Source organism: Leptothermofonsia sp. ETS-13, from assembly GCF_049200465.1.
Lineage (GTDB): Bacteria > Cyanobacteriota > Cyanobacteriia > Leptolyngbyales > Leptolyngbyaceae > Leptothermofonsia.
In genome coordinates, this window is sequence record NZ_CP120836.1 from 1,149,432 (window position 1) to 1,168,510 (window position 19,079).

Annotated in this window: 17 protein-coding genes; 12 read left to right on the forward strand and 5 right to left on the reverse strand. The window is 51.8% G+C overall.

From position 1 onward, the window contains the following. Positions 1-4: 4 nt before the first annotated feature. Complete coding sequence (locus P4D80_RS05235; RefSeq protein WP_421657859.1) at positions 5-1,252, reverse strand: FIST signal transduction protein; 1,248 nt, start codon at positions 1,250-1,252, stop codon at positions 5-7. A 489-nt stretch (positions 1,253-1,741) separates the two neighbouring features. On the opposite strand from P4D80_RS05235, the gene P4D80_RS05240 reads away from it, so the two are divergent. The 8 genes from P4D80_RS05240 to P4D80_RS05275 all read left to right on the forward strand — a co-directional run bounded on the left by P4D80_RS05240 (position 1,742) and on the right by P4D80_RS05275 (position 10,115). Beyond that, positions 1,742-1,963, forward strand: coding sequence for a Calvin cycle protein CP12 (locus tag P4D80_RS05240; protein ID WP_421657861.1), 222 nt, complete (start codon positions 1,742-1,744; stop codon positions 1,961-1,963). Positions 1,964-2,167: 204 nt separating this feature from the next. After that, positions 2,168-2,770 carry a DUF3177 family protein gene (locus P4D80_RS05245; protein WP_421657862.1) on the forward strand — a complete coding sequence of 201 codons (603 nt, stop codon included), beginning with the start codon at positions 2,168-2,170 and terminating at the stop codon, positions 2,768-2,770. A gap of 45 nt (positions 2,771-2,815) precedes the next feature. Beyond that, on the forward strand, positions 2,816-3,109 hold the full coding sequence (locus tag P4D80_RS05250) for a hypothetical protein (protein WP_421657863.1): 294 nt from the start codon (positions 2,816-2,818) through the stop codon (positions 3,107-3,109). Between the two features lie 351 nt (positions 3,110-3,460). Further along, positions 3,461-5,023 carry a phosphoglucosamine mutase gene (glmM, locus tag P4D80_RS05255; protein ID WP_421657865.1) on the forward strand — a complete coding sequence of 521 codons (1,563 nt, stop codon included), beginning with the start codon at positions 3,461-3,463 and terminating at the stop codon, positions 5,021-5,023. Between the two features lie 600 nt (positions 5,024-5,623). Next, complete coding sequence (locus tag P4D80_RS05260; protein WP_421657866.1) at positions 5,624-7,105, forward strand: hypothetical protein; 1,482 nt, start codon at positions 5,624-5,626, stop codon at positions 7,103-7,105. A gap of 93 nt (positions 7,106-7,198) precedes the next feature. After that, entirely contained in the window at positions 7,199-7,618 is a 420-nt protein-coding gene (locus P4D80_RS05265; protein ID WP_421657867.1) for a hypothetical protein, read from the forward strand. Between the two features lie 117 nt (positions 7,619-7,735). Continuing rightward, positions 7,736-8,896, forward strand: a complete 1,161-nt coding sequence (locus P4D80_RS05270; protein WP_421657869.1) for a cob(I)yrinic acid a,c-diamide adenosyltransferase — start codon at positions 7,736-7,738, stop codon at positions 8,894-8,896. A gap of 226 nt (positions 8,897-9,122) precedes the next feature. Continuing rightward, the gene (locus P4D80_RS05275) at positions 9,123-10,115 is read left to right on the forward strand and encodes an aldo/keto reductase (RefSeq protein WP_421657871.1); all 993 of its coding nucleotides are present in this window, start codon (positions 9,123-9,125) and stop codon (positions 10,113-10,115) included. Positions 10,116-10,460: 345 nt separating this feature from the next. Here the strand turns inward: P4D80_RS05275 and P4D80_RS05280 are convergent, their stop codons facing one another. After that, positions 10,461-11,483, reverse strand: coding sequence for an IS630 family transposase (locus P4D80_RS05280; RefSeq protein WP_421657872.1), 1,023 nt, complete (start codon positions 11,481-11,483; stop codon positions 10,461-10,463). Then, positions 11,437-11,664, reverse strand: coding sequence for a hypothetical protein (locus tag P4D80_RS05285; RefSeq protein WP_421657874.1), 228 nt, complete (start codon positions 11,662-11,664; stop codon positions 11,437-11,439). Before P4D80_RS05285 ends, P4D80_RS05280 begins: the two co-directional genes overlap by 47 nt. A gap of 130 nt (positions 11,665-11,794) precedes the next feature. On the opposite strand from P4D80_RS05285, the gene P4D80_RS05290 reads away from it, so the two are divergent. Further along, on the forward strand, positions 11,795-14,044 hold the full coding sequence (locus P4D80_RS05290; RefSeq protein WP_421657875.1) for an SUMF1/EgtB/PvdO family nonheme iron enzyme: 2,250 nt from the start codon (positions 11,795-11,797) through the stop codon (positions 14,042-14,044). Between the two features lie 369 nt (positions 14,045-14,413). Then, on the forward strand, positions 14,414-15,265 hold the full coding sequence (locus P4D80_RS05295) for an Npun_R2479 family HD domain-containing metalloprotein (protein ID WP_421657876.1): 852 nt from the start codon (positions 14,414-14,416) through the stop codon (positions 15,263-15,265). 36 nt (positions 15,266-15,301) lie between these two features. Here P4D80_RS05295 and P4D80_RS05300 read toward each other — a convergent pair whose 3' ends face one another. Further along, positions 15,302-15,475: a hypothetical protein gene (locus P4D80_RS05300; protein WP_421657878.1), complete on the reverse strand. Its 174-nt coding sequence runs from the start codon at positions 15,473-15,475 to the stop codon at positions 15,302-15,304. Positions 15,476-15,482: 7 nt separating this feature from the next. On the opposite strand from P4D80_RS05300, the gene P4D80_RS05305 reads away from it, so the two are divergent. Then, positions 15,483-16,514: a M28 family peptidase gene (locus P4D80_RS05305; protein WP_421657879.1), complete on the forward strand. Its 1,032-nt coding sequence runs from the start codon at positions 15,483-15,485 to the stop codon at positions 16,512-16,514. Positions 16,515-16,626: 112 nt separating this feature from the next. Next, positions 16,627-16,809, forward strand: coding sequence for a hypothetical protein (locus tag P4D80_RS05310; protein ID WP_421657880.1), 183 nt, complete (start codon positions 16,627-16,629; stop codon positions 16,807-16,809). A 117-nt stretch (positions 16,810-16,926) separates the two neighbouring features. Here the strand turns inward: P4D80_RS05310 and ggt are convergent, their stop codons facing one another. After that, positions 16,927-18,780, reverse strand: coding sequence for a gamma-glutamyltransferase (gene ggt / locus P4D80_RS05315; protein ID WP_421657881.1), 1,854 nt, complete (start codon positions 18,778-18,780; stop codon positions 16,927-16,929). Between the last annotated feature and the right edge of the window lie 299 nt (positions 18,781-19,079).

Sequence of the window (19,079 nt, forward strand, 5' to 3'; positions counted from 1 at the left end):
CCCATCAGGGTTGGCGGCAGATTCCAAATACAGATGTGTAGCCATGGAGGAAGGTACTGCCGCCAACGGGGCCAATCTCGCCGTTGCAAAAGAACCCGCTGAGAGGTGTGTTGGGATGGTACCGATGAAACAGGCGGGAGTCAAAATTGGGTTCGCCGTATAGTCCTTCTCCTCGTCCCAGGCAAGAGAACATCAGGGCGCCAGCGACTTCCTTTGGTGGTTGGTATCTGACTAGTAGCGTGTCCAGGTCTTCAGCGGAAGCTTGGGCATCTCGTAGATGAAACTGGATGCGCTGCCCAGGACGGATGCGATCGCCAATCGCGATTGCCCCCACCCGCGGATCTACCCCCAGGAGCTGGCGGATTAGGAAATCCCCCTGCTCCAGGTTTTGCTTAAACTCATTCTGAGCTACCCCAACAAACAGGGAATGTTGGGCCAGTGCCCGGTCTTCATCGCTCAGGTTCTGGAGCAACTCCTGCAAAACTTCCAGAGGCGTGCGTTTCTGGGAAACCAATGGCCCTCCACCGTAAGGAGTGGAACTGGAATTCCCCTGTTCCTCCAGCCCAAATAAAATGTTTCGCTCACCCTCGGTTACCCAATAGGGTTGCCCAATTGGGCGACACCCCTGAGCCACAATCGTTTCCAGGACAATGTTTCCACTCAGGGCAACCCCAACGGTTCCTTCCCGATAGAGGCGGTAATTGCAGAACAAGCCCGTATTTCCACCTCCACTGCCACTGGCCAGCCCACCCACCTTCACCGCTCCTGGATAGGCAAAATCCAACCCTTGCAGCAGGTCATTAATCTTTGAAGAAAATGGGTCCGCTAACAAAATAAAGTGGGGTTGTTCGGTGACGGGTGCTCCAACCATTTCCACCCAGGAATCGGGAGGGCTGTCCATGTCTGGCAAATCCTCTGCGGCAAGGTGAAAAGGATGAACCTCAACTCCTGGTAGCGTTGCCAGAGTCAGGGTCAGGGCAGGTTCCCCTTCAACCTCCTGGGTCTCTCCGTAGGAATTCATCCCAATTACGCCGCCTCCCCCACAACCGATGAGAGGTAATCCAGGTAGATGTTCTTGCAACAGAGGCATCAGGCGAGAATATTCACTTGCAAATGCTGAAGAGATAAAGACTAGCCCCAGGTCAGGAGATCTTTGTAAAGATTTCTTTGCCTGCTGCACAACCTCCGCGATCGCCGCTTCCAGCGAAGGGCGAGTCGATAGAGTGCTAACCCACTTCATTGAAGTAGTCATGGGTTCTACCATCAATAGGACCCCCTTTGAAGGATTACCAACAGGCTATAACCGGAAATACATCCCTTTATTAGACAATCGTTAAACCAGTCTAAGCCGAATAAACAGAGCTTGACACAACTTGTACGGATCCACTCACCGATTGTTCGCGTTAAGATATATGTAGGAATAATGCCTCGGGAGATATTCCCTCCCTTCGCCGGAGTGGGATTATCCTTAAAAGATTAGGCAAAATCGCATCCAGTGCGACTTATTCCTGCATACTTAATATACAAGTGAGGACTCGCTAGTCGAGTTACAACTGTCGCCAGATTAGTTAGGACACAGATTTTGAGGGTGTGTGGGGCTTCAACCTCTACCAGAGGTAAAACTTCTGCACCTGTTCTAACGCTGGCAACTATGGCTACATAAGGCAGAGTTCTTGCTGGAAAGCCCAATATCATTGATGAAGTTTGCCCATAACCACAAGCGTGACTGAGATAGCAATCCATGAGTGACATCAAAGCCAAAATCGAACAGGAGCTAGCAGAAGCCCGCGCTGTCTGCGATGCGAATGGTAGTGAATCCCCTAAGTGCGCAGCTGCATGGGATGCAGTAGAAGAGCTGCAAGCTGAAGCTTCCCATCAGCGGCAGACAAAACCCAAAAATTCCCTCGAACAATACTGCGACGACAATCCCGAAGCCGCAGAATGTCGGATCTACGATGATTAGGTAGACCTGACAGGGTAATGTGAGCGACGCTTGCCGCCACCATTAGCAACTTAAAAATTATGATGATTTGGGTGCTATCTGGCGATTAGTGCACAGTCATTGGTCAGGTAGTGATTCTTAACACTTTTTGAGCCCATGAGTAGCTAGAATGCTTAGTCGCATTCCAGCTACTTGTTTTTATGTGATTGCCAACTCTTCTTCCCCATGCCAAATCCCTCCTGGTTACAACCTCTTGTCTGGACAGACTATCGGCTGGCCATCGTATTTACTGTTCTGTTTCCACTGGTGCTGTCCATCTGGGCATTTGTCAGTAAAGCAGAAGCTATCCAAAAATTGCTCATCATCTATTGGCGAGTCTCTAGTCTACTGGCAATCACCGTTTATTTACTGATTGCTGCTATGCCTCTGGGGTTTATCTCTGGTTGGCTTGCCCGTATTCTGATTCCCATTTCCCTCTGGTTTTGGGTTGACCTCAACGAAGAAATTTCAGAGCAATCCCCCAGCCCCCTTAAACTGACGTTTACTTCCTGGCGCTGGGCTGTATCTATTTATTGCTTTTTGGGGGTTTTAGCACAACTTCCGGTTCTATCCTGTGCATTTGTGGGCCACAGTGATTTGCTAAAAACTCCTCTCTGCAATGTATGGTTGCAGGCTCCCTGGTTATTCAGGGAATTGTTCCATGCGACCACAAAACCCTGGTTTTTAGGCGGGGTTGGACTGGTTGGACTGGCGATTTATGTCATTTATTTAACCTATTTCGTGTTAGTGCGGCTGGGCAAGCAGGGGAGATCGGCGACTGGACAGTAATTAAGGTATGGTCGATAGTCAAAATTCAGTCTTCGGTTTCCTCCCGTGAATAAGCTCTCCAGGTTGGAGAAATATACAGAAAAACGCCGTCAGGAAGTGCTATTAGTAACGGCTGAAGTGAATGGTGAGCCGGATCAAATTGTTGTTTTTAGGGGTTTTTCGAGCTCATTGATGCGATCAACAGCTTTTGACCCAGATGTGCCTGTGTTGCCTGATGATGCAACGATTTTGACGGTTGATCGGTTGTTGGGTCCCTACGATCCCGCTAATCCCCAGTACCTTCAGCAGGGGTTAACCTGGGAAACGGTGCAGCCGCTTCTAGTAGAGGCGGGGGTTTGAAAAACGCTGCTCTGTAGTGGAAGCGGCTAAGATGAAGCTTTTCTGAAGGAGAGCGATCGCACAACACAGATGCGATGTCTCTGATATAGGCTGGCGATGATCTATCAGGTTGCCCTACTTCTTTAGACTGATTCGGATTCGGAGTTTTGCTTCAGTCTGATTCGAAGTTTTGCTTCAGTCTATAGAGTGGTTGTATCTTCCCTGGAGTCTTCTGCTGTCTACCTGGAACAAAGGGAATTCCTTAAGGCTCGCTCTCACGCAAATTAAGGCTCGCTCTCACACAAATAATTAAGTTTCTTTACTGAAGAAAGTGCTATTCTCCACTTTGAGTGTGTTGTGTGGGGTTTAACTATGGTTCTATCTCCTGCCTCGACTGAAAAGCTTGGTGTAGGCTCTGTATCTAATGAAAATCAGGCTCCTCCTGCCAGGGCAACTGGCATTTCCTCAAAACAAGTTTCGCCTGGAGTCTTCAGGGAATCTGGAATTGATCTGACAGTGGCCAGTGCGGGGTGGGGTGGGCTCCATCTGCCAGAGAGCCGCCTGTTCGGTACCGATGGTATTCGGGGACGGGCTGGAGAATTATTAACTGCCCCCCTGGCATTGCAGCTCGGTTTCTGGGCCGGGCATATGTTGCAAGCGAATGCAGCCACGTCTGGGCCAATCATCATTGGGCAGGACTCGCGAAACTCTAGCAGTATGCTGGCAATGGCACTGTCTGCTGGACTGACGGCAGCAGGACTTGAAGTATGGGATCTGGGGTTGTGTCCCACTCCAGGTGTAGCCCATCTAACCAGCCAATCCGAAGCGATTGGCGGAGTGATGATTTCCGCTAGCCATAATCCGCCAGAGGACAATGGCATTAAGTTTTTTGGCCCTGAAGGTAGTAAGCTCTCGCTGGCATTACAAGAAAAAATCGAAGCCGCCCTCAGGGGGAGTACTAAAGAACTTGGTGCCATTGAACTGGGGCGTTGCGGGCATCACCATTACCGGCCTGAGCTCACTCAAACCTACCTCACCGCTCTTCAGCAACCTCTGCTGCCAGAAGGGGTAATTCATGCTGCTCCCCTGAAGGGAATGCGTGTGGTGCTGGATCTGGCCTGGGGAGCCGCAGTGTGGCTTGCACCTCAGGCATTTCAGGCCCTTGGAGCAGAGGTGATCTGTCTGCACGATCAACCCAATGGCGATCGCATCAATGTCAATTGCGGCTCTACCCACCTGGAGCCCCTGAAAGTGGCGGTTAAAGAGCATCAGGCTAACATCGGCTTTGCCTTTGATGGCGATGCAGACAGAGTCCTGGCCGTTGATACCCAGGGACGCACCGTTGATGGAGACTACATTCTTTATCTGTGGGGAAGAACGCTTCAGCAGGTAAAGCAATTGCCCGGAAACACGATTGTAGCGACGGTTATGTCCAATCTGGGTTTTGAGCGTGCCTGGGAAAAACAGGGTGGTAGGCTGATTCGTGCTGCCGTTGGGGATCAATATGTCCATGCAGAAATGCTCCGCTCCGGTTCGATGCTGGGGGGTGAGCAATCTGGACATATCCTGTGTCGGCACTATGGTGTGAGTGGTGATGGGCTGTTGACAGCCCTCCACCTGGCAACCCTGGTTCAACAATCAGGGGCAACCTTGACGGAGCTGATTGACCAGAGTTTTCAGACCTATCCCCAGTTACTCAAAAACGTGCGAGTTAAAGACCGTTCCCGTCGGCTGAACTGGAGGGATTGCGAGCCATTACAGAACGCGATCGCCCAGGCAGAGGCAGCGATGGGTAATCAGGGAAGAATCCTGGTACGTGCTTCTGGTACAGAACCTGTAATTCGGGTGATGGTGGAAGCTGTTACCTCAGATTTAGTCAACTACTGGGCGGAAAGGCTAGCATCGATTGTTCAGCAGCATTTGGCTGAAGCCTGACCTCCTCTCATCCACCCATCTACCCATCCACCCTTTTGCCTGTAGCCTCCATCAAAACTCAAAACTTCCCAACCCCGATTACCTGTTGTAGAAATCTAATAAAGGGGTGTCGCCCCTCCTGATCAATTGCTTAACTCCCTCTTTAATCTTTGTAGCAATCCTAAATCAGTCGTGAGATTGAGAGGCTTTGCGAGAAAGGACTCCGCAGGAATCCTTTCTCGCAATCCAAATCGGATCGCTATATAAAAAATATAAGCAAACAACTCTGTCTTTGCTTTCAGCAAACTAGAAATAGGAATTCCCCCTTCGAATGGGGAATTCTTGATTTAGTGTTTCAAGTACTAAATTTTGCAACATGGGGAGTTGGGATCTGCGCCTCTAACCAAGGAGTCCACCCCTGCACCTCGTCCTTAGTCTGGTGGCTATCGCTATAATCGCGCCTATCGACTTACTAAACTCTCAGGAGAGCCAAACGCTTGACTCGTTGACTAGACAGAATTTGTTTAGTGCTATTAAAAATAACCGCATGTCTTGAGTCTTTCCCAGTACCATGCGGGGAATTTCATCCATTACGCTCATCTCTAAAAGTGGAGCAATTTTATGGAGCTTGAAAGGCATCAGGGATTAGAGCAAGACCAGGAGCGATGCCTGGAGCGATTGAATTGGGCAATTCAGCAGCTTGGTGGTAAAGCCGATCCCGTCCGTATTGCCAGAACGGCTGAACTCATCATTCAGACGATGACGGGGCCTTGGCGCTACTTTCACACTCCTGAACACATTTTTGAAGTGGGAGAGACGGGAGATGCGATCGAGGTGCTGGCGGCGCTGTTTCATGACCTGGTTTACGTCCAGGTCGATCAGGGAGTCAGTGTTAACATCAGTGCTTATATTTCTCCCTTTATAAAGGAAATCAACGGACAACTAATTATTCGCGATCGCCTGGAACTTCCGAGCGATACGATGTTTGAAATGGTGGTTCAAATTTTCGGGTTAACCGTCGGTCAGGCACTAATCCCCACGGCTGGACAGAATGAGTTTCTCAGTGCGCTGATTGCAGCCAAATGCCTGGAACACTCCCTCTCTCCTGAGACAATTGCACAGATTGTGGCCTGTGTTGAAGCAACCATTCCATTTCGGGAGAGGTCAGAGGCTGGATCGAGTGCCAGCGATCGCCTCTTTGGGCGTCTCCTCCAAACCAGCCAGATGTTTGGCTTTAACTGGAGCGAAGACGATATCATCACAATTGTGAAGCGCTCCGTTCGTCTGGCCAATCGAGATGTGGAAAATTTTGCCTACCCCTCCTCCGCTGATTTCTTGAACAACACCTGGAACCTGTTACCAGAAACCAATCACGACCTGACGAATACGAACTCTTACACGGTTAATGGTTACCGGGACTCGCTCAAGAAGATGGAAGGCTTCATGCACTTCCTGAGACCAGAGCTTGTATTTCAACGGTTCCAGAATGAACCCGATGAGGCTACTTTCCGGCAATTGATTGCCCGAACGGGAAAAAACCTCGAAATTGCTCGCCTTTATCTGGGTAGCAAGCTACTGTCCATTGCGGTAATCGAAGCTCTATCCTGGCGGATTGGGCGCGACATCCCCCTGGCAACCATGATGGGAGAACTGCCTTTCCGGGGTTTGACCGTAGCCCAGTTGGAAAACTTTCTGCCGACGGTTGAAGTGATGCCCCATCCGCCTGAAACCGATTTAGAGTGGGAAGTGCTGGGACTGCTGGAGAAGGGTCGGAGTGAGTCATCTTCCTATGACATTAAGAACTCTCCGGTTGCTACCTTCATGATCAAATCCATTGGGTTTAATGAGGCACGTCGGCTTCTGGTTCAGGCGAAGGAGTTCTTTAAACAGGCAGATGCAGCCCGCAAGGCCGCCGATGAAGCCTGGAAAATGATGGATGAAGCCTTACTGACGAAGGAATTTTATAACGGAGTTCGGGCAGCGGAAGAATTTCTGGCCTCTTGCGATCGCACCGTTATTGAAACGATTACCCACGCAGTTTTGCAAGTTTTTGAAAGCCGCAAGGCTGCTATGCGTGGGCTGAATCTACGGAGTACTGTGTAAGAATCACCCATATTGGGTACCAGCTCCATGGGGAATTGATACACACAACTTTGATGTTCACTCTATGAACACGTGAACATTAAGGTCTTTGTTATGTCAGTTCCTACTCGCCCCCATAGGTCTGCTCCGTGCGCTTCTCAATATTCTGCTGCGCGTGCCTGTACAGATAACCGATTTACTTCCACCCTTGAAGCAGTACCAGAGTCACACACCTCAATGGGCTTGACTCAAAAGCACTATCCAAAGGGGAAAGCCAAGGCAGCCCAGATGCAGCTTTATAAAAGGTTAGTTGAACTCATCGTTCAGTACCTGGTAAGAGAAGGCTTTACCTTCATCGAAGCCTACGAACAGGTTTTAGCGATTGGCAGGCTCAATCCCCACACTACAGCCAGCCAGATCAGGCTCAACAACCCCTCAATTGATCCGGAATCTTTTTTGGAGTTCAAGGCTTACAACGCATCGATTCGTCTAAAGCGTAGATATAGCAAGGTTGTAACAGCGGCGATCGCTTAGCAGATTACAAGACATTGCAGTATATGTAGAAAAGATCCAGGGTTTTAACGACTCAAGGCGCTAGATATAGCGTAAACTCTCAGTCGGAATCACCGATTGAGAGCTATTTTCGTTAGGATGAAACAGCAGTACGCATTCAAGTCTATGGTACGAACCGGCATTGGAATCCGCACGGCTATGATGCGGTCTGAGCGCATTACAGGTCAGATCCATGTCTATGACGGTGCTGGAAAGGGAAAATCTCAGGCAGCGCTGGGTGTTGTGCTGCGTTCGATTGGTCTGGGAATTCACTCCGACTGGCAGACACGGGTTCTGTTATTACGCTTTCTGAAAGGTCCAGGACGGACCTATGATGAGGACGCGGCGATTGAAGCTCTGCAACTGGGTTTTCCCCATCTGATTGACCAGGTACGGACCGGTCGGGCTGAGTTTTTTGGGCCGGGGGATATCACTCGATTCGACAAAATGGAAGCTGAGCGTGGCTGGGATGTGGCAAAGGGGGCGATCGCTTCCGGTCTTTACTCAGTCGTGGTGCTGGATGAATTGAACCCGGTGCTTGATCTTGGTCTGTTGCCGGTGGATGAGGTTGTTGCCACCCTCAAACGCAAACCAGAGCATATGGAAATCATTGCCACAGGTCGGGCAGCTCCTCAGGCATTGCTGGATATTGCAGATCTGCACTCTGAAATGCGCCCCCACTATCACCCAACGGCAAAAGAACAGGGCATTGAAGGCATTGAAATTTATACAGGAGCCGGAAAGGGTAAATCGACCAGTGCCCTGGGCAAAGCTTTGCAGGCTATTGGGAGGGGCATCAGCCAGGATAAATCTCACCGGGTACTGATTATGCAATGGCTCAAAGGTGGTTCGGGTTACACGGAAGATGCGGCGATCGCAGCCTTGAGTCAAAGCTATCCCAATCTGGTGGATCACCAGCGCTGTGGGCGGGATGCCATCGTCTGGCGTGGGCAGCAGCAAGAGCTGGACTATGTGGAAGCCGAGCGGGGCTGGGAAATTGCCAGAGCCGCGATCGCTTCCGGGCTCTACAAAACCATCATTCTGGATGAACTAAACCCTACCGTGGATCTGGAGCTACTACCCGAAGAACCAATTGTTCAGGCACTTCTGCGTAAACCCCGCGACACTGAAATTATTATTACTGGCCGCTGCAAAAATTCCCCCGCCTATTTCGACCTCGCCAGCATTCACTCAGAAATGATCTGCCACAAGCACTATGCGGAAAAGGGAGTTGACCTTAAACGTGGTGTTGATTTCTGACGTGTAGCAATCGGTCTACCTTTTGCAGCCCCATTCTTATGGGCAAGCGTGGGCACACAAACCATAAAACGCGTTGCTGAAAAGCAATATGAATCGAGACGAAGTTTCGAGCATACAGCACCTATTTCATACCCAAATTCAGCAACGCCCCATAAAAGTTGGAGGGGATGTGTACGAACATTATAGCTCTAGGCGGGTGCGTTAGGACGTTGGAATTAGAGAGGGAGTGGGGGCTGCGCCCCCAGCCAGGGGTTCCACCCCTGCACCCCGTTCTAAACCTAGTGGTTATCGCTATAAAGTTGAAGATACAGCAGGCGATAGCGCAGGGGCGAAGGCAGAAAGTGAAATGGAAACCAGAAATTTAGGAAATACCGATGTTCAGGTCAGTGCAATTGGATTAGGCGGGATGCCAATGTCATTGAGCAACCGTCCCCCAGAAGCGCAGGCGATCGCAACCATCCATTGTGCCCTCGACCTGGGCGTTACCCTGATTGACACAGCGGATTCTTACTGTCTCGATGAATCAGACAAACACCATAATGAACGCCTGATCCACAAAGCGCTTCAGCAGTATAAGGGAAACACCGACCAGGTTGTGATTGCCACCAAAGGGGGGCTAATGCGTCCTCATGGAGCCTGGACTCGCAATGGCAATCCCCAGCATTTGCGAGAGACAATTCGCCTCAGCTTTGAAGCGCTGGGGGGTGAGAAACCGATCGATGTCTGGCAATATCACGCACCTGACCCGGAATACACGATTGAAGAAGCTCTGGCACCAGCCAAGGAAGCCGTTGAGCAGGGCATCGTTCGCTTCTTGGGAGTTTCCAACTTCTCTGTTGAGCAAATTAAGCGTGCCCGCCAGGTTGTAGAAATTGTGTCTGTACAGAATCAGTACAACCCCTGGAACCGCCAGCCAGAGTTTGATGGTGTGCTGGAATACTGTGAACAGGAAGGGTTGACGTTTTTCCCCTGGAGCCCGCTGGGTGGAAGCCGGAGAGTTGGACAGTTACAGGAAATTGGAGCGATCGCCCAACTGGCTCAAGAAAAGGGCGTTTCGGTTTATTGCATCGCACTGGCATGGCTACGGGCAAAGTCCGCTTGCATTCTTCCCATTCCCGGAGCCAGTAGACCCCAGAGTATTACAGATTCGCTCCAAGCTCTGAAAATTTCCCTATCCAGTACCGAAGTGCATCAGATTGATCAAGCTACAGCAGTTTAAACAGGTAGAGAGCTTCAATCCAGACAGGGTCGGCAATGCACATCCTACTGCTATAGCGGTTTTCATTTGAATGAGGTACGGGAGCTCAGGTACAGTGAGGGTACTCTGGCCCCCTCACTATACTTCACACGCTTGAAAAGGGCTATATTCAGCACCACTCCTCTTCCGCCAGAACCATTCGGAAGACAGGCAAGGAACGGTCAAGAGAATACAAGTAGGGATTGAAAGAATTACTAACTGCAATAGACTGGACGTATTGCGATTTTTTCTGTGCAAAGGCTATGGGCACGGCGATTCGACGTGGTTATCAAAGCTATTACCCAGCGGCATAACAACACATAGCTGTCATGAGGTCAGAGGCTTGCCCGTATAGTTCCACTTGAAAGGTTTGGCCATGGTGCGATTGAAGTAGTCGATGAAGTCAAGAATCTTGGCGCTGAGCTGAGCTTGACTAGTGAAACTGGCCCGTCGCAGCCACTTGCGCCTGAGAATGGAGAACCAGATTTCGATTGGGTTGAGCCAGGAGCAATGCTTTGGGGTGAAATGTATGACCAGGCGGTGCTGTGGATTGCTCAAGAAAGCAGCCCGGGTGGCCATCGATTTCAGGATGCCGGATTTGCCTTTGCACCCTAACGGCGGTGGTTCGGGTTCCAGGGCGACCGCCAGTGGCACCAGAGCTACCGATTGGTGGGTGTTGAGACAGTCCATGACCAGATGAATTTTAGGGGCATCGGTGACTTGGGCGAGTAGGGCGTCGAGATGAGCCGCTAAATCTTGCTCGGTTCGGGTGTCGCCCACAGTCGCCTGGTCAATGCGTCCAGTGGCGACATTCAAGGTGGCAATCAGGCTTTGGGTGCCATGACGCTGGTACTCAAATTCCACCCGCACACAGCGTCCGGGTTTCATCTCAATATCCGGCATCACGCGCTCCAAGGCTTGGATGCCCGTCATTTCATCAAGACTGTAGGTCATCTCCCCACGTTCGGCCCGCGCAGCCACTTGTTCGTAGACCTGGCAGATGTCTTGGACTTTGGTGGCAAAGTCCGGGTCGGGGGGGGGATGAAGCCAGTAGGGACTCTGGTACGGTTTCAGTTCGGCTTCGGCTAACAAACGCCTGACATGGCGACCACTGATCCGCGCTACAAGGCCTTGTTTGACCAGTTCATCGGCTAACTCTGGAGGGGTCCAGTGACTGATGGGGCGTCCAGAGTGCTCGGGCGGGGTACAAGCGAGGGCATAGAGTTGAGTGATTTGCTCCAAGGTAAACGTGGCGGGGGCACCGGGACGGGGGGCATCGGCTAAGCGCTCCGACACTGGCAACTCACAGGTCTGTAGCGCTTGCCAGCACCGCCGCCAACAGCGACTCATCTGCTCCCCGATGCCGAGCTCTCGAGCAATCTGACCTTGGCTGTCTCCCCTGGCTGGCACGCAGAATGATCTGCGCTCGCAATGCCAGTTGTTGGGGTGTACTCGGTCGCTTCACCAACCGCTCTAGTTCGCGACGCTCGGATTCACTCACAATCAGGGCGGGAAGGGCAGGACCAGGCATCAGACTCAATCCTCCAACACCGACTCCTTCAGGATATGCCCATTTCCGCTGCAGGTTCTCATTGCTGCCGCAGAGCCACTCGATCAACCTCTGGTGACAGCCCTGTTGCGCAAGAGGCGATTGCTGGTGATTGTCGATCACCTGTCGGAAATGTCTGAACCAACCCGCCATAAAATCCGTCCTGCCGATCCAGGAATTTCCCATCCATGCCCTGCTGGTCACATCTCGATTGCAAGAGCCGCTGGGCAGTGCCACCGTGATCTTGGAACCATTACGCGTCGAAGGAAATCGCCTCTCCGAATTTATCAATGCCTATCTGACGGCAAAAGGGAAACGGCACCTGTTTGAAGATGAAGACTACTTTGATATCTGTCGCCGCCTGTCTCGCATGGTAGGGCAACGCAATATCACCATTCTGCTGGCCCGGCTCTATGCCGATCAAACCATTCAACAACAGGAGGGAGCGAGTGGAACCCTACCCGACTCTGTTCCCGACCTGATGCTCAGTTATCTGAATCAGTTGAATCGGACCATTGAGCCAGACACTCGGCTGGATGACCGCCAGGTTCAACGCGATGCTCAGGCGATCGCCTGGCAATGCTTGCAACGAACCTATCGTCCCATCGATGCAGAAAGAAAGACCGCGATCGCCGCCTTAGCGACCCAGTCAACTGCGGTAGAAGCAGAAAAGCGGTTGCAATACCTGGAACAACGGCTCCGTCTGCTCCAGACCAGGGAGCCAGGCAACAAACTCCGCATGATTCTCGATCCGCTGGCAGAGTATCTGGCTGCCATCTGGTTAGTGGAATGGTTCCTTTCTCCCTCCCGCCAGACTGCACCTGATTTTCTGGTGGAATCCCAATCCAACCGGGCTGCCCCCGCCGAAAAGTGGCGTCAGTTCCTGGCATCCATTGATCAGAAACAGCAGGCGGGCAACGAAACTCCAGAAGCCATTCAAGGATTTTTGCTGGCAGTGCGGGACTGCTGTCTGGTGAAGCAACAGGAGTCCCAAACTTCAGACCGAATTCCAGCCTTTGTACCAGAGGAACTCGCCTGCAAAGCCGGATTAGACCCCGAAGAACTGCGGCTGGCCCAGGAGAAACGCCGGATTCGTCTGCTGATTTCAGAACTTTCAGCCCCGGAGCTGGAGTACCGAATTCGTGCCGCTGAGGATTTAGGCAACCGGGGCAACTCCGCCTGCATGGCAGAGCCCAGTCTGGTAGGCATGTTAGAAAACCAGAACCAGACCCTGCAAGCCCGACAGGCAGCGGCTCAGGCATTAGGAAAACTGAGAATCGGCAGCCAGGCTCTCCTGGCCCTCCTGACTGACCCCAATGAAGAACTGGCTGTGCGGCGCAGTGCAGCGGAAGCCCTGGGCTGGATGCAAACTGGAAAAGCAGAATTATTGAAAATCCTGGAAAACGATGCCCAACCCTTACCGATTCGCCAGGGGGTGGCCAGAGCCCTGAGCCTGATTGGTGCCCTCAGCGGCGAGCCAGTCCCCATGCTGATCGTGGAATTGAAAGCAGGACAGGTGTTGCCCCAGGTAAAATCTATCCCTGTCTGGAAAGAACCGCTGACTGAAGATTTAACCCTGGATCTAGTGGCAATTCCGGGGGGCACGTTTCCCATGGGGTCACCCTCCGATGAAGAAGGGCGAGACTGGTACAGGTACGCCTATCCCGAACTGGAAGGGGTGGATGTGGAAGCGCAGCACTCCGTCACCGTACCGCCTTTTACCATCAGCCAGTTCCCCATTACCCAGACCCAGTGGCGTTTTGTGTCAACCCTGCCTCAGATCAACCACTATCTAAGCCCTGACCCAGCCAACTTCAAAGGCGACAACCGCCCGGTAGAAATCGTGTCCTGGATTGAGGCGATGGAATTCTGCGATCGCCTGTCCAAACACACTGGAAAAGAGTATCGACTGCCCTCCGAAGCCGAGTGGGAGTATGCCTGTCGAGCTGGAACCACAACTCCCTTCCACTTTGGCGAGACCCTTGACCCAGAACTGGCAAACTACAACGGCACCTACACCTATGGCGAAGGGAACACGGGTGAATATCGCCAGAAGACCACCGAAGTCGGCAGTTTTGGCGTGGTCAACACCTTTGGTCTGTCTGATATGCATGGCAACGTTTGGGAATGGTGTCTGGATCACTGGCATCCCTCCTATAAGGGCGCACCCGCCGACGGCAGCGCCTGGTTGACCAATGGTGACGATCGCTATCGTGTGCTGCGGGGCGGCTCCTGGTACAACAATCCTGGAAACTGCCGCTCTGCCAACCGCAACAGGAACGTGCCCGGTAACAGAAACAATAACATCGGTTTTCGGGTTGTCTGTGTTTCTTCCTGCACTCTTCAGTGCCAGAGTCAGTGAATGAGAATTCACCGAGTGTGCCAAAGAAGAGTCCAGATCTATTCCTGAGATACTGAAAACGGTATCCAAAAATCAAACCGAACTAGATAGTTTGGTAGGCTCACCGAAGACCTGTCTAGTTCATCCACAGAGACAAAGCAAAGCTTGCCCATCCCATGGTTGATTGAACCCCCTGGATGGGCAAAGCTTGCGTGCCCATCCTAACAGATCACAGATTAATGATTCGCGAATCACTCGATGTACCTGTTGCCATCACTGATTTCCTGGAGGGCAATCACCAATTTCTACCTGCACTATCACCTCACTCGCTAAAAGTGCAAGGCATAGTAAGAATATGAACCCTGATTCAATCTGCTGTTGGTGGATTGCATGGAGTATCTGACAATGTTCAACGCCACCGAAATTCTCATCAACGCCTTTGTGCAGCAACTGAAAGCAGGTTACAGCCGCACTTACGGCAGCCTCAAATCTGACTATGCCGACATCCTCGCCTGGGCAGGCAACATGGCGTTAGAGAACATTGCCAACAGCGATGCCCTGTATCACGACGTTGAACACACGATTCTAGTCACGCTGGTTGGGCAAGAAATTTTACATGGTAAACACATTCGAGAGGGGGGAATCAGCCCGGAAGATTGGCTGCACTTCATTATTTCCCTCGTTTGTCACGATATTGGCTATGTTCGGGGAGTATGCCGGGAAGACCGGGACAACCTCTGTGCAACCGGGCTGGACGGAGCATTGATTTCACTTCCGCCCGGTTCAACGGATGCCAGCCTCACACCTTACCACGTTGATCGCGGAAAACTCTTTATCCAGGAGCGATTCGGAGGCCACAAACTGATTGACCCCGAAATTATCAAGAAAAATATGGAGCTAACCCGATTTCCGGTTCCTTCAGTCGAGGATCATCAGGATACCGTTCATTTTCCAGGGCTGGTCAGAGCTTCTGATCTGATCGGTCAGCTCAGCGACCTGCGTTATTTAAGAAAAATCCCAGCCCTATTCTATGAATTTGAAGAAACGGGAGTCAACAAAGCGCTGGGATACCGCAACCCCGGAGATTTGCGCCGGAATTACCCCCAGTTTTACTGGAAGGGTGTGTACCCCTACATTCAAGATGCGCTGCGCTATCTTTCCCTGACTCAGCAGGGGCAGCAAATTATAGCCAGCCTTTATGCCAATGTATTCATGATTGAGCATGAGGCGGTTACGACTTAGAATCAGGATTTAAGCATTCTGCCAAATCTCGGAGGTTTAAGTTATAGCTGTAGCCAGTTTGCTCAGGACATTGGCTTTAAAGGGGGGTTGGGGCGAAGCCCCAAGCCAGGGATTCCACCCCTGCACCCCGTCCTCAGCCTGGTGGCGATCGCTATAGGATCGCTCTATGTTTGGCATGACTTTCTTCAAACTTCTGGAAAGGTTGGTCATAGAAGCGTTGAGGTATCGTTTCCTTCAGGTTTTATTCGGTTGTGTTCTGGTGGCGATCGCCGCCTGCACTCCAACTTCAACCCCGGCAACTTCTGGTACACCTGCCCCTTCTGCGCCCCCTGTTGTTCCTCCCAGATTGTCTACTCCGGTTCCTTCCCCTTCTCCTATGGTTGAGCCAGAGCGATTGTTTCAGCATATTCAGGCGTTGAATTTTGAACGGTATCAATCCCGCGATCGCACCCGTGCCCGTGACTATCTGACTCAAATATTGAAAGCGTATGGATGGCAACCCCAGAGCCAATCGTTTGCAGGGGGAGTTAATCTGGTTGCTAACAGACCGGGAACCGACGCCAAGGCCGGAACTCTTCTGGTGACGGCCCATTACGACACGGTTCGGGATTCTCCCGGTGCAGACGATAATGCCAGCGCGATCGCCACAGCTCTCGAAATTGCCCGGTTATTGGGTCCCCAAAAGACGGTGCGATCGCTCCAAATAGCTTTCTTTGATCAAGAAGAGCAGGGACTTTTAGGAAGTTTCGCCTTTACATCAGAATCGGCCAATCTGGTTAATTTAAGTGGAGTCATCAACCTGGAGATGTTGGGCTATGCCTGTCACGCAGAAGGTTGCCAGAGCTACCCAGAAGGATTGCCCGAAAAACCTTCCACCAATCGTGGAGATTTTCTAGCCATCATTGGCGATCAGGAGCATTTGCCATTGTTAAATGCGTTTCAAATCGACTCTTTTCCAACCAACAACCCATCCTCTCTGCCACCCGTTTTAACCTTGCCTGTCCCCTTGAAAGGATTACTGACCCCCGATTTGCTGCGTAGCGACCATGCTCCCTTCTGGTATGCCAACATCGGTGCCGTCATGGTGACAGACACCGCTAACTTTCGCAATCCCCACTATCACCAGCCCAGCGATACACCCGATACGCTCGATCGCCCGTTCCTGACTGGTTCTGCCCAACGGGTAGTCAACACCATCAACCACTTGTTGAATAGTCAGGAATCACTGGCAACTCCAATTGCTCCTTGACTGAGATCACGAAAAATCAACTGAATTGTCACACCAAACGACATCCAACCATCACTCAGTTGATTGAAGGAGAGGCGCATACTGAAGACAGTTGAGTTGCCCTCTTAAACCTATGCAAGCCCCAGTTCCCTCTTGCCTTTTGATGGAAACCGTTGACCGAATTTTTGCCTCCCGTCGCATTACCCGTGCCGACCAGCGGTTATTCCTGTCGCTGACAACTCTGACGACGGAAGAAAAGACACTGATCAACCAGGTATTCGATCGCCTCCACCGGGGACTACTCAAAGTTGATTGATATAGCGGTAGTCATTATGGTCAGGACGGGGTGCAGGGGTTCCACCCCTGGCTGGGGGCGAAGCCCCCACTCCCTCTCTAATTCCAATGTCCTAACGCACCCGCGTAGAGCTATAATTTAAAACCCGTAGGCTGCTCCTTCGCCACGTGGGTCGGCGGCTCCTTCCAGCCAACCATCGGAAGTGCGGACGATCGCCTGAGCATTACCCCAGGGGGCGCTTTCGGAAAGTTGATGCCCACGGCGGTGCAGGTCTGCCAGGGTGAGATAGTCAAAGCCCCAGCGTTCCATTCTTAGTTGGTCGGGAAGCCACTGGTGATGCAATCGGGGAGCGGCGATCGCCGGTTTTACATCCATCTCGTACACCAGTACATTCAAGATAGCTTGCAACACTGTAGTAATAATCGTGCTGCCACCCGGAGCACCAACCACCATTCGCAGCGCTCCATTTTCGGTCACGATGGTTGGTGTCATGCTGGAAAGGGGCGTTTTACCGGGAGCGATCGCATTAGCCTCACCGCCCACCAGACCAAAGGCATTGGGAACATTGGGGGCGATCGCAAAATCATCCATTTCGTTATTCAAAACAATACCTGTACCGGGAACCACGACTCCTGCCCCAAATCCTAAATTCACTGTAAAGGTAAGGCTGACTGCATTACCATCCTGATCCGCAACACTGAGGTGGCTCGTCTCTGGGGATTCTCGTGTTGGGAACAGCCCATAGGCAAGGGTGGGGAGGGGGAGAGTGGGAGGGTAGAGGGGTAAGGGAGTAGAAGGGTGAGGGGGTGGAGGGAATGCAGAGGGATGTTCACTGTGAAGTGCTCTGGTTATTAAAAGATTTTGCAACTGGGCAGGGTTGCCTGGTTTCACCTGGCTGGAGGGACGGGCTTTCTGCCCATCAATTTCCTGTCGCCGCTGCCTGGCATAGGTTGGACTGATTAATGCCTGGACTGGGACATTAGTAAAATCGGGATCTCCCAGATAGGTGGCGCGATCGGCGTAGGCCATTTTCATCGCTTCCACCAGGAGATGTAAGGCGTCTGGATGGTGCCAGCCCATGGACTTTAAGTCCGTATCGCCAATCATGTTGAGAATTTGCAGCAGGAGAATACCGCCCGAAGAGGGGGGCGGCATAGAGCAGACCTGATAGACGCGAAAGGAGCCGCATACCGGATCACGCCAGATGGGACGGTAACGCTTCAGGTCTTCCAGACTAATCAAGCCTCCATTCACAGCCATATCGCGGGCGATCGCGGCCCCAATCTTGCCGGTATAAAAACTTTGAGGATTTTGAGCAATTTCCTGGAGTGTCTGCGCCAGATCTTTCTGGATCAGAATTCCTCCAGGTTCTAAAGGATCGCCATTGGAGGTAAAGAGCTTTTGGGCAGCGGGATTCTGACGCAGAGTTGTTTGACGGGCGATCGCCGCCGACAACCGCCGACTGACCGGAAATCCATCCCTTGCCAACCGAATAGAGGGAGCCACTACCTCCTTCCAGGAAAGCTTTCCGTAACGCCGATGGACTTCATGGAGTCCTGCAATGGTGCCAGGTACGGCTACTGCCAGGTAACCACTGGTGCTGGCATTGGGGCGCACCTTTCCCTGGGCATCCAGATACAGGTTTCGAGTCGCTTTCAACGGTGCCCTTTCCCGAAAGTCCAGTGCCTGGACTTCGCCCGTCTGGCCCAACCGCAGCAACAAGAAACCACCACCACCAATTCCAGCCGAAAAGGGCTCAACCACCGATATCGCTAAGGTTGTGGAGACCGCTGCATCAATAGCATTGCCGCCCTTTTTGAGAATATGTAATCCCGTTTCGCTTGCCAGTGGATGGGCAGAAACCACCATGCCCCGCTTGCCCCGATCCGAGTAGGGCATTGCCTGAGACGGCTGGCGAGTAGGCCACAGAATTAGTAGCCATAACACAACGAAAGAGCGAGAAAAATGACGAATTCGATGCAGTGAGGTCATGGCAGAAGAGCTGTTCCAATAAAAACCCCTCTAGCTTAATGCCAGAGGGTATTTCCGCACACAACCAAGGAGAAACTTATAAAATTGCTGAACCGGCTGTACGCTTCCGCCGCCAAATTCTTACAAATTAGTAGTCCGTCAGAATAGATTTGAGCTACCCCTCAAATCTATAAAATCCATTTCCTGAGTGTTTTGAAGGGTTTTCAACCCCTCAAAACAGCCTTGACGAGCTACAGATGCTGCAAACACTAAATTTTGCAACATGGGGGGTGAGGGCGGAGTCCCCAAGCAGGGGTGGA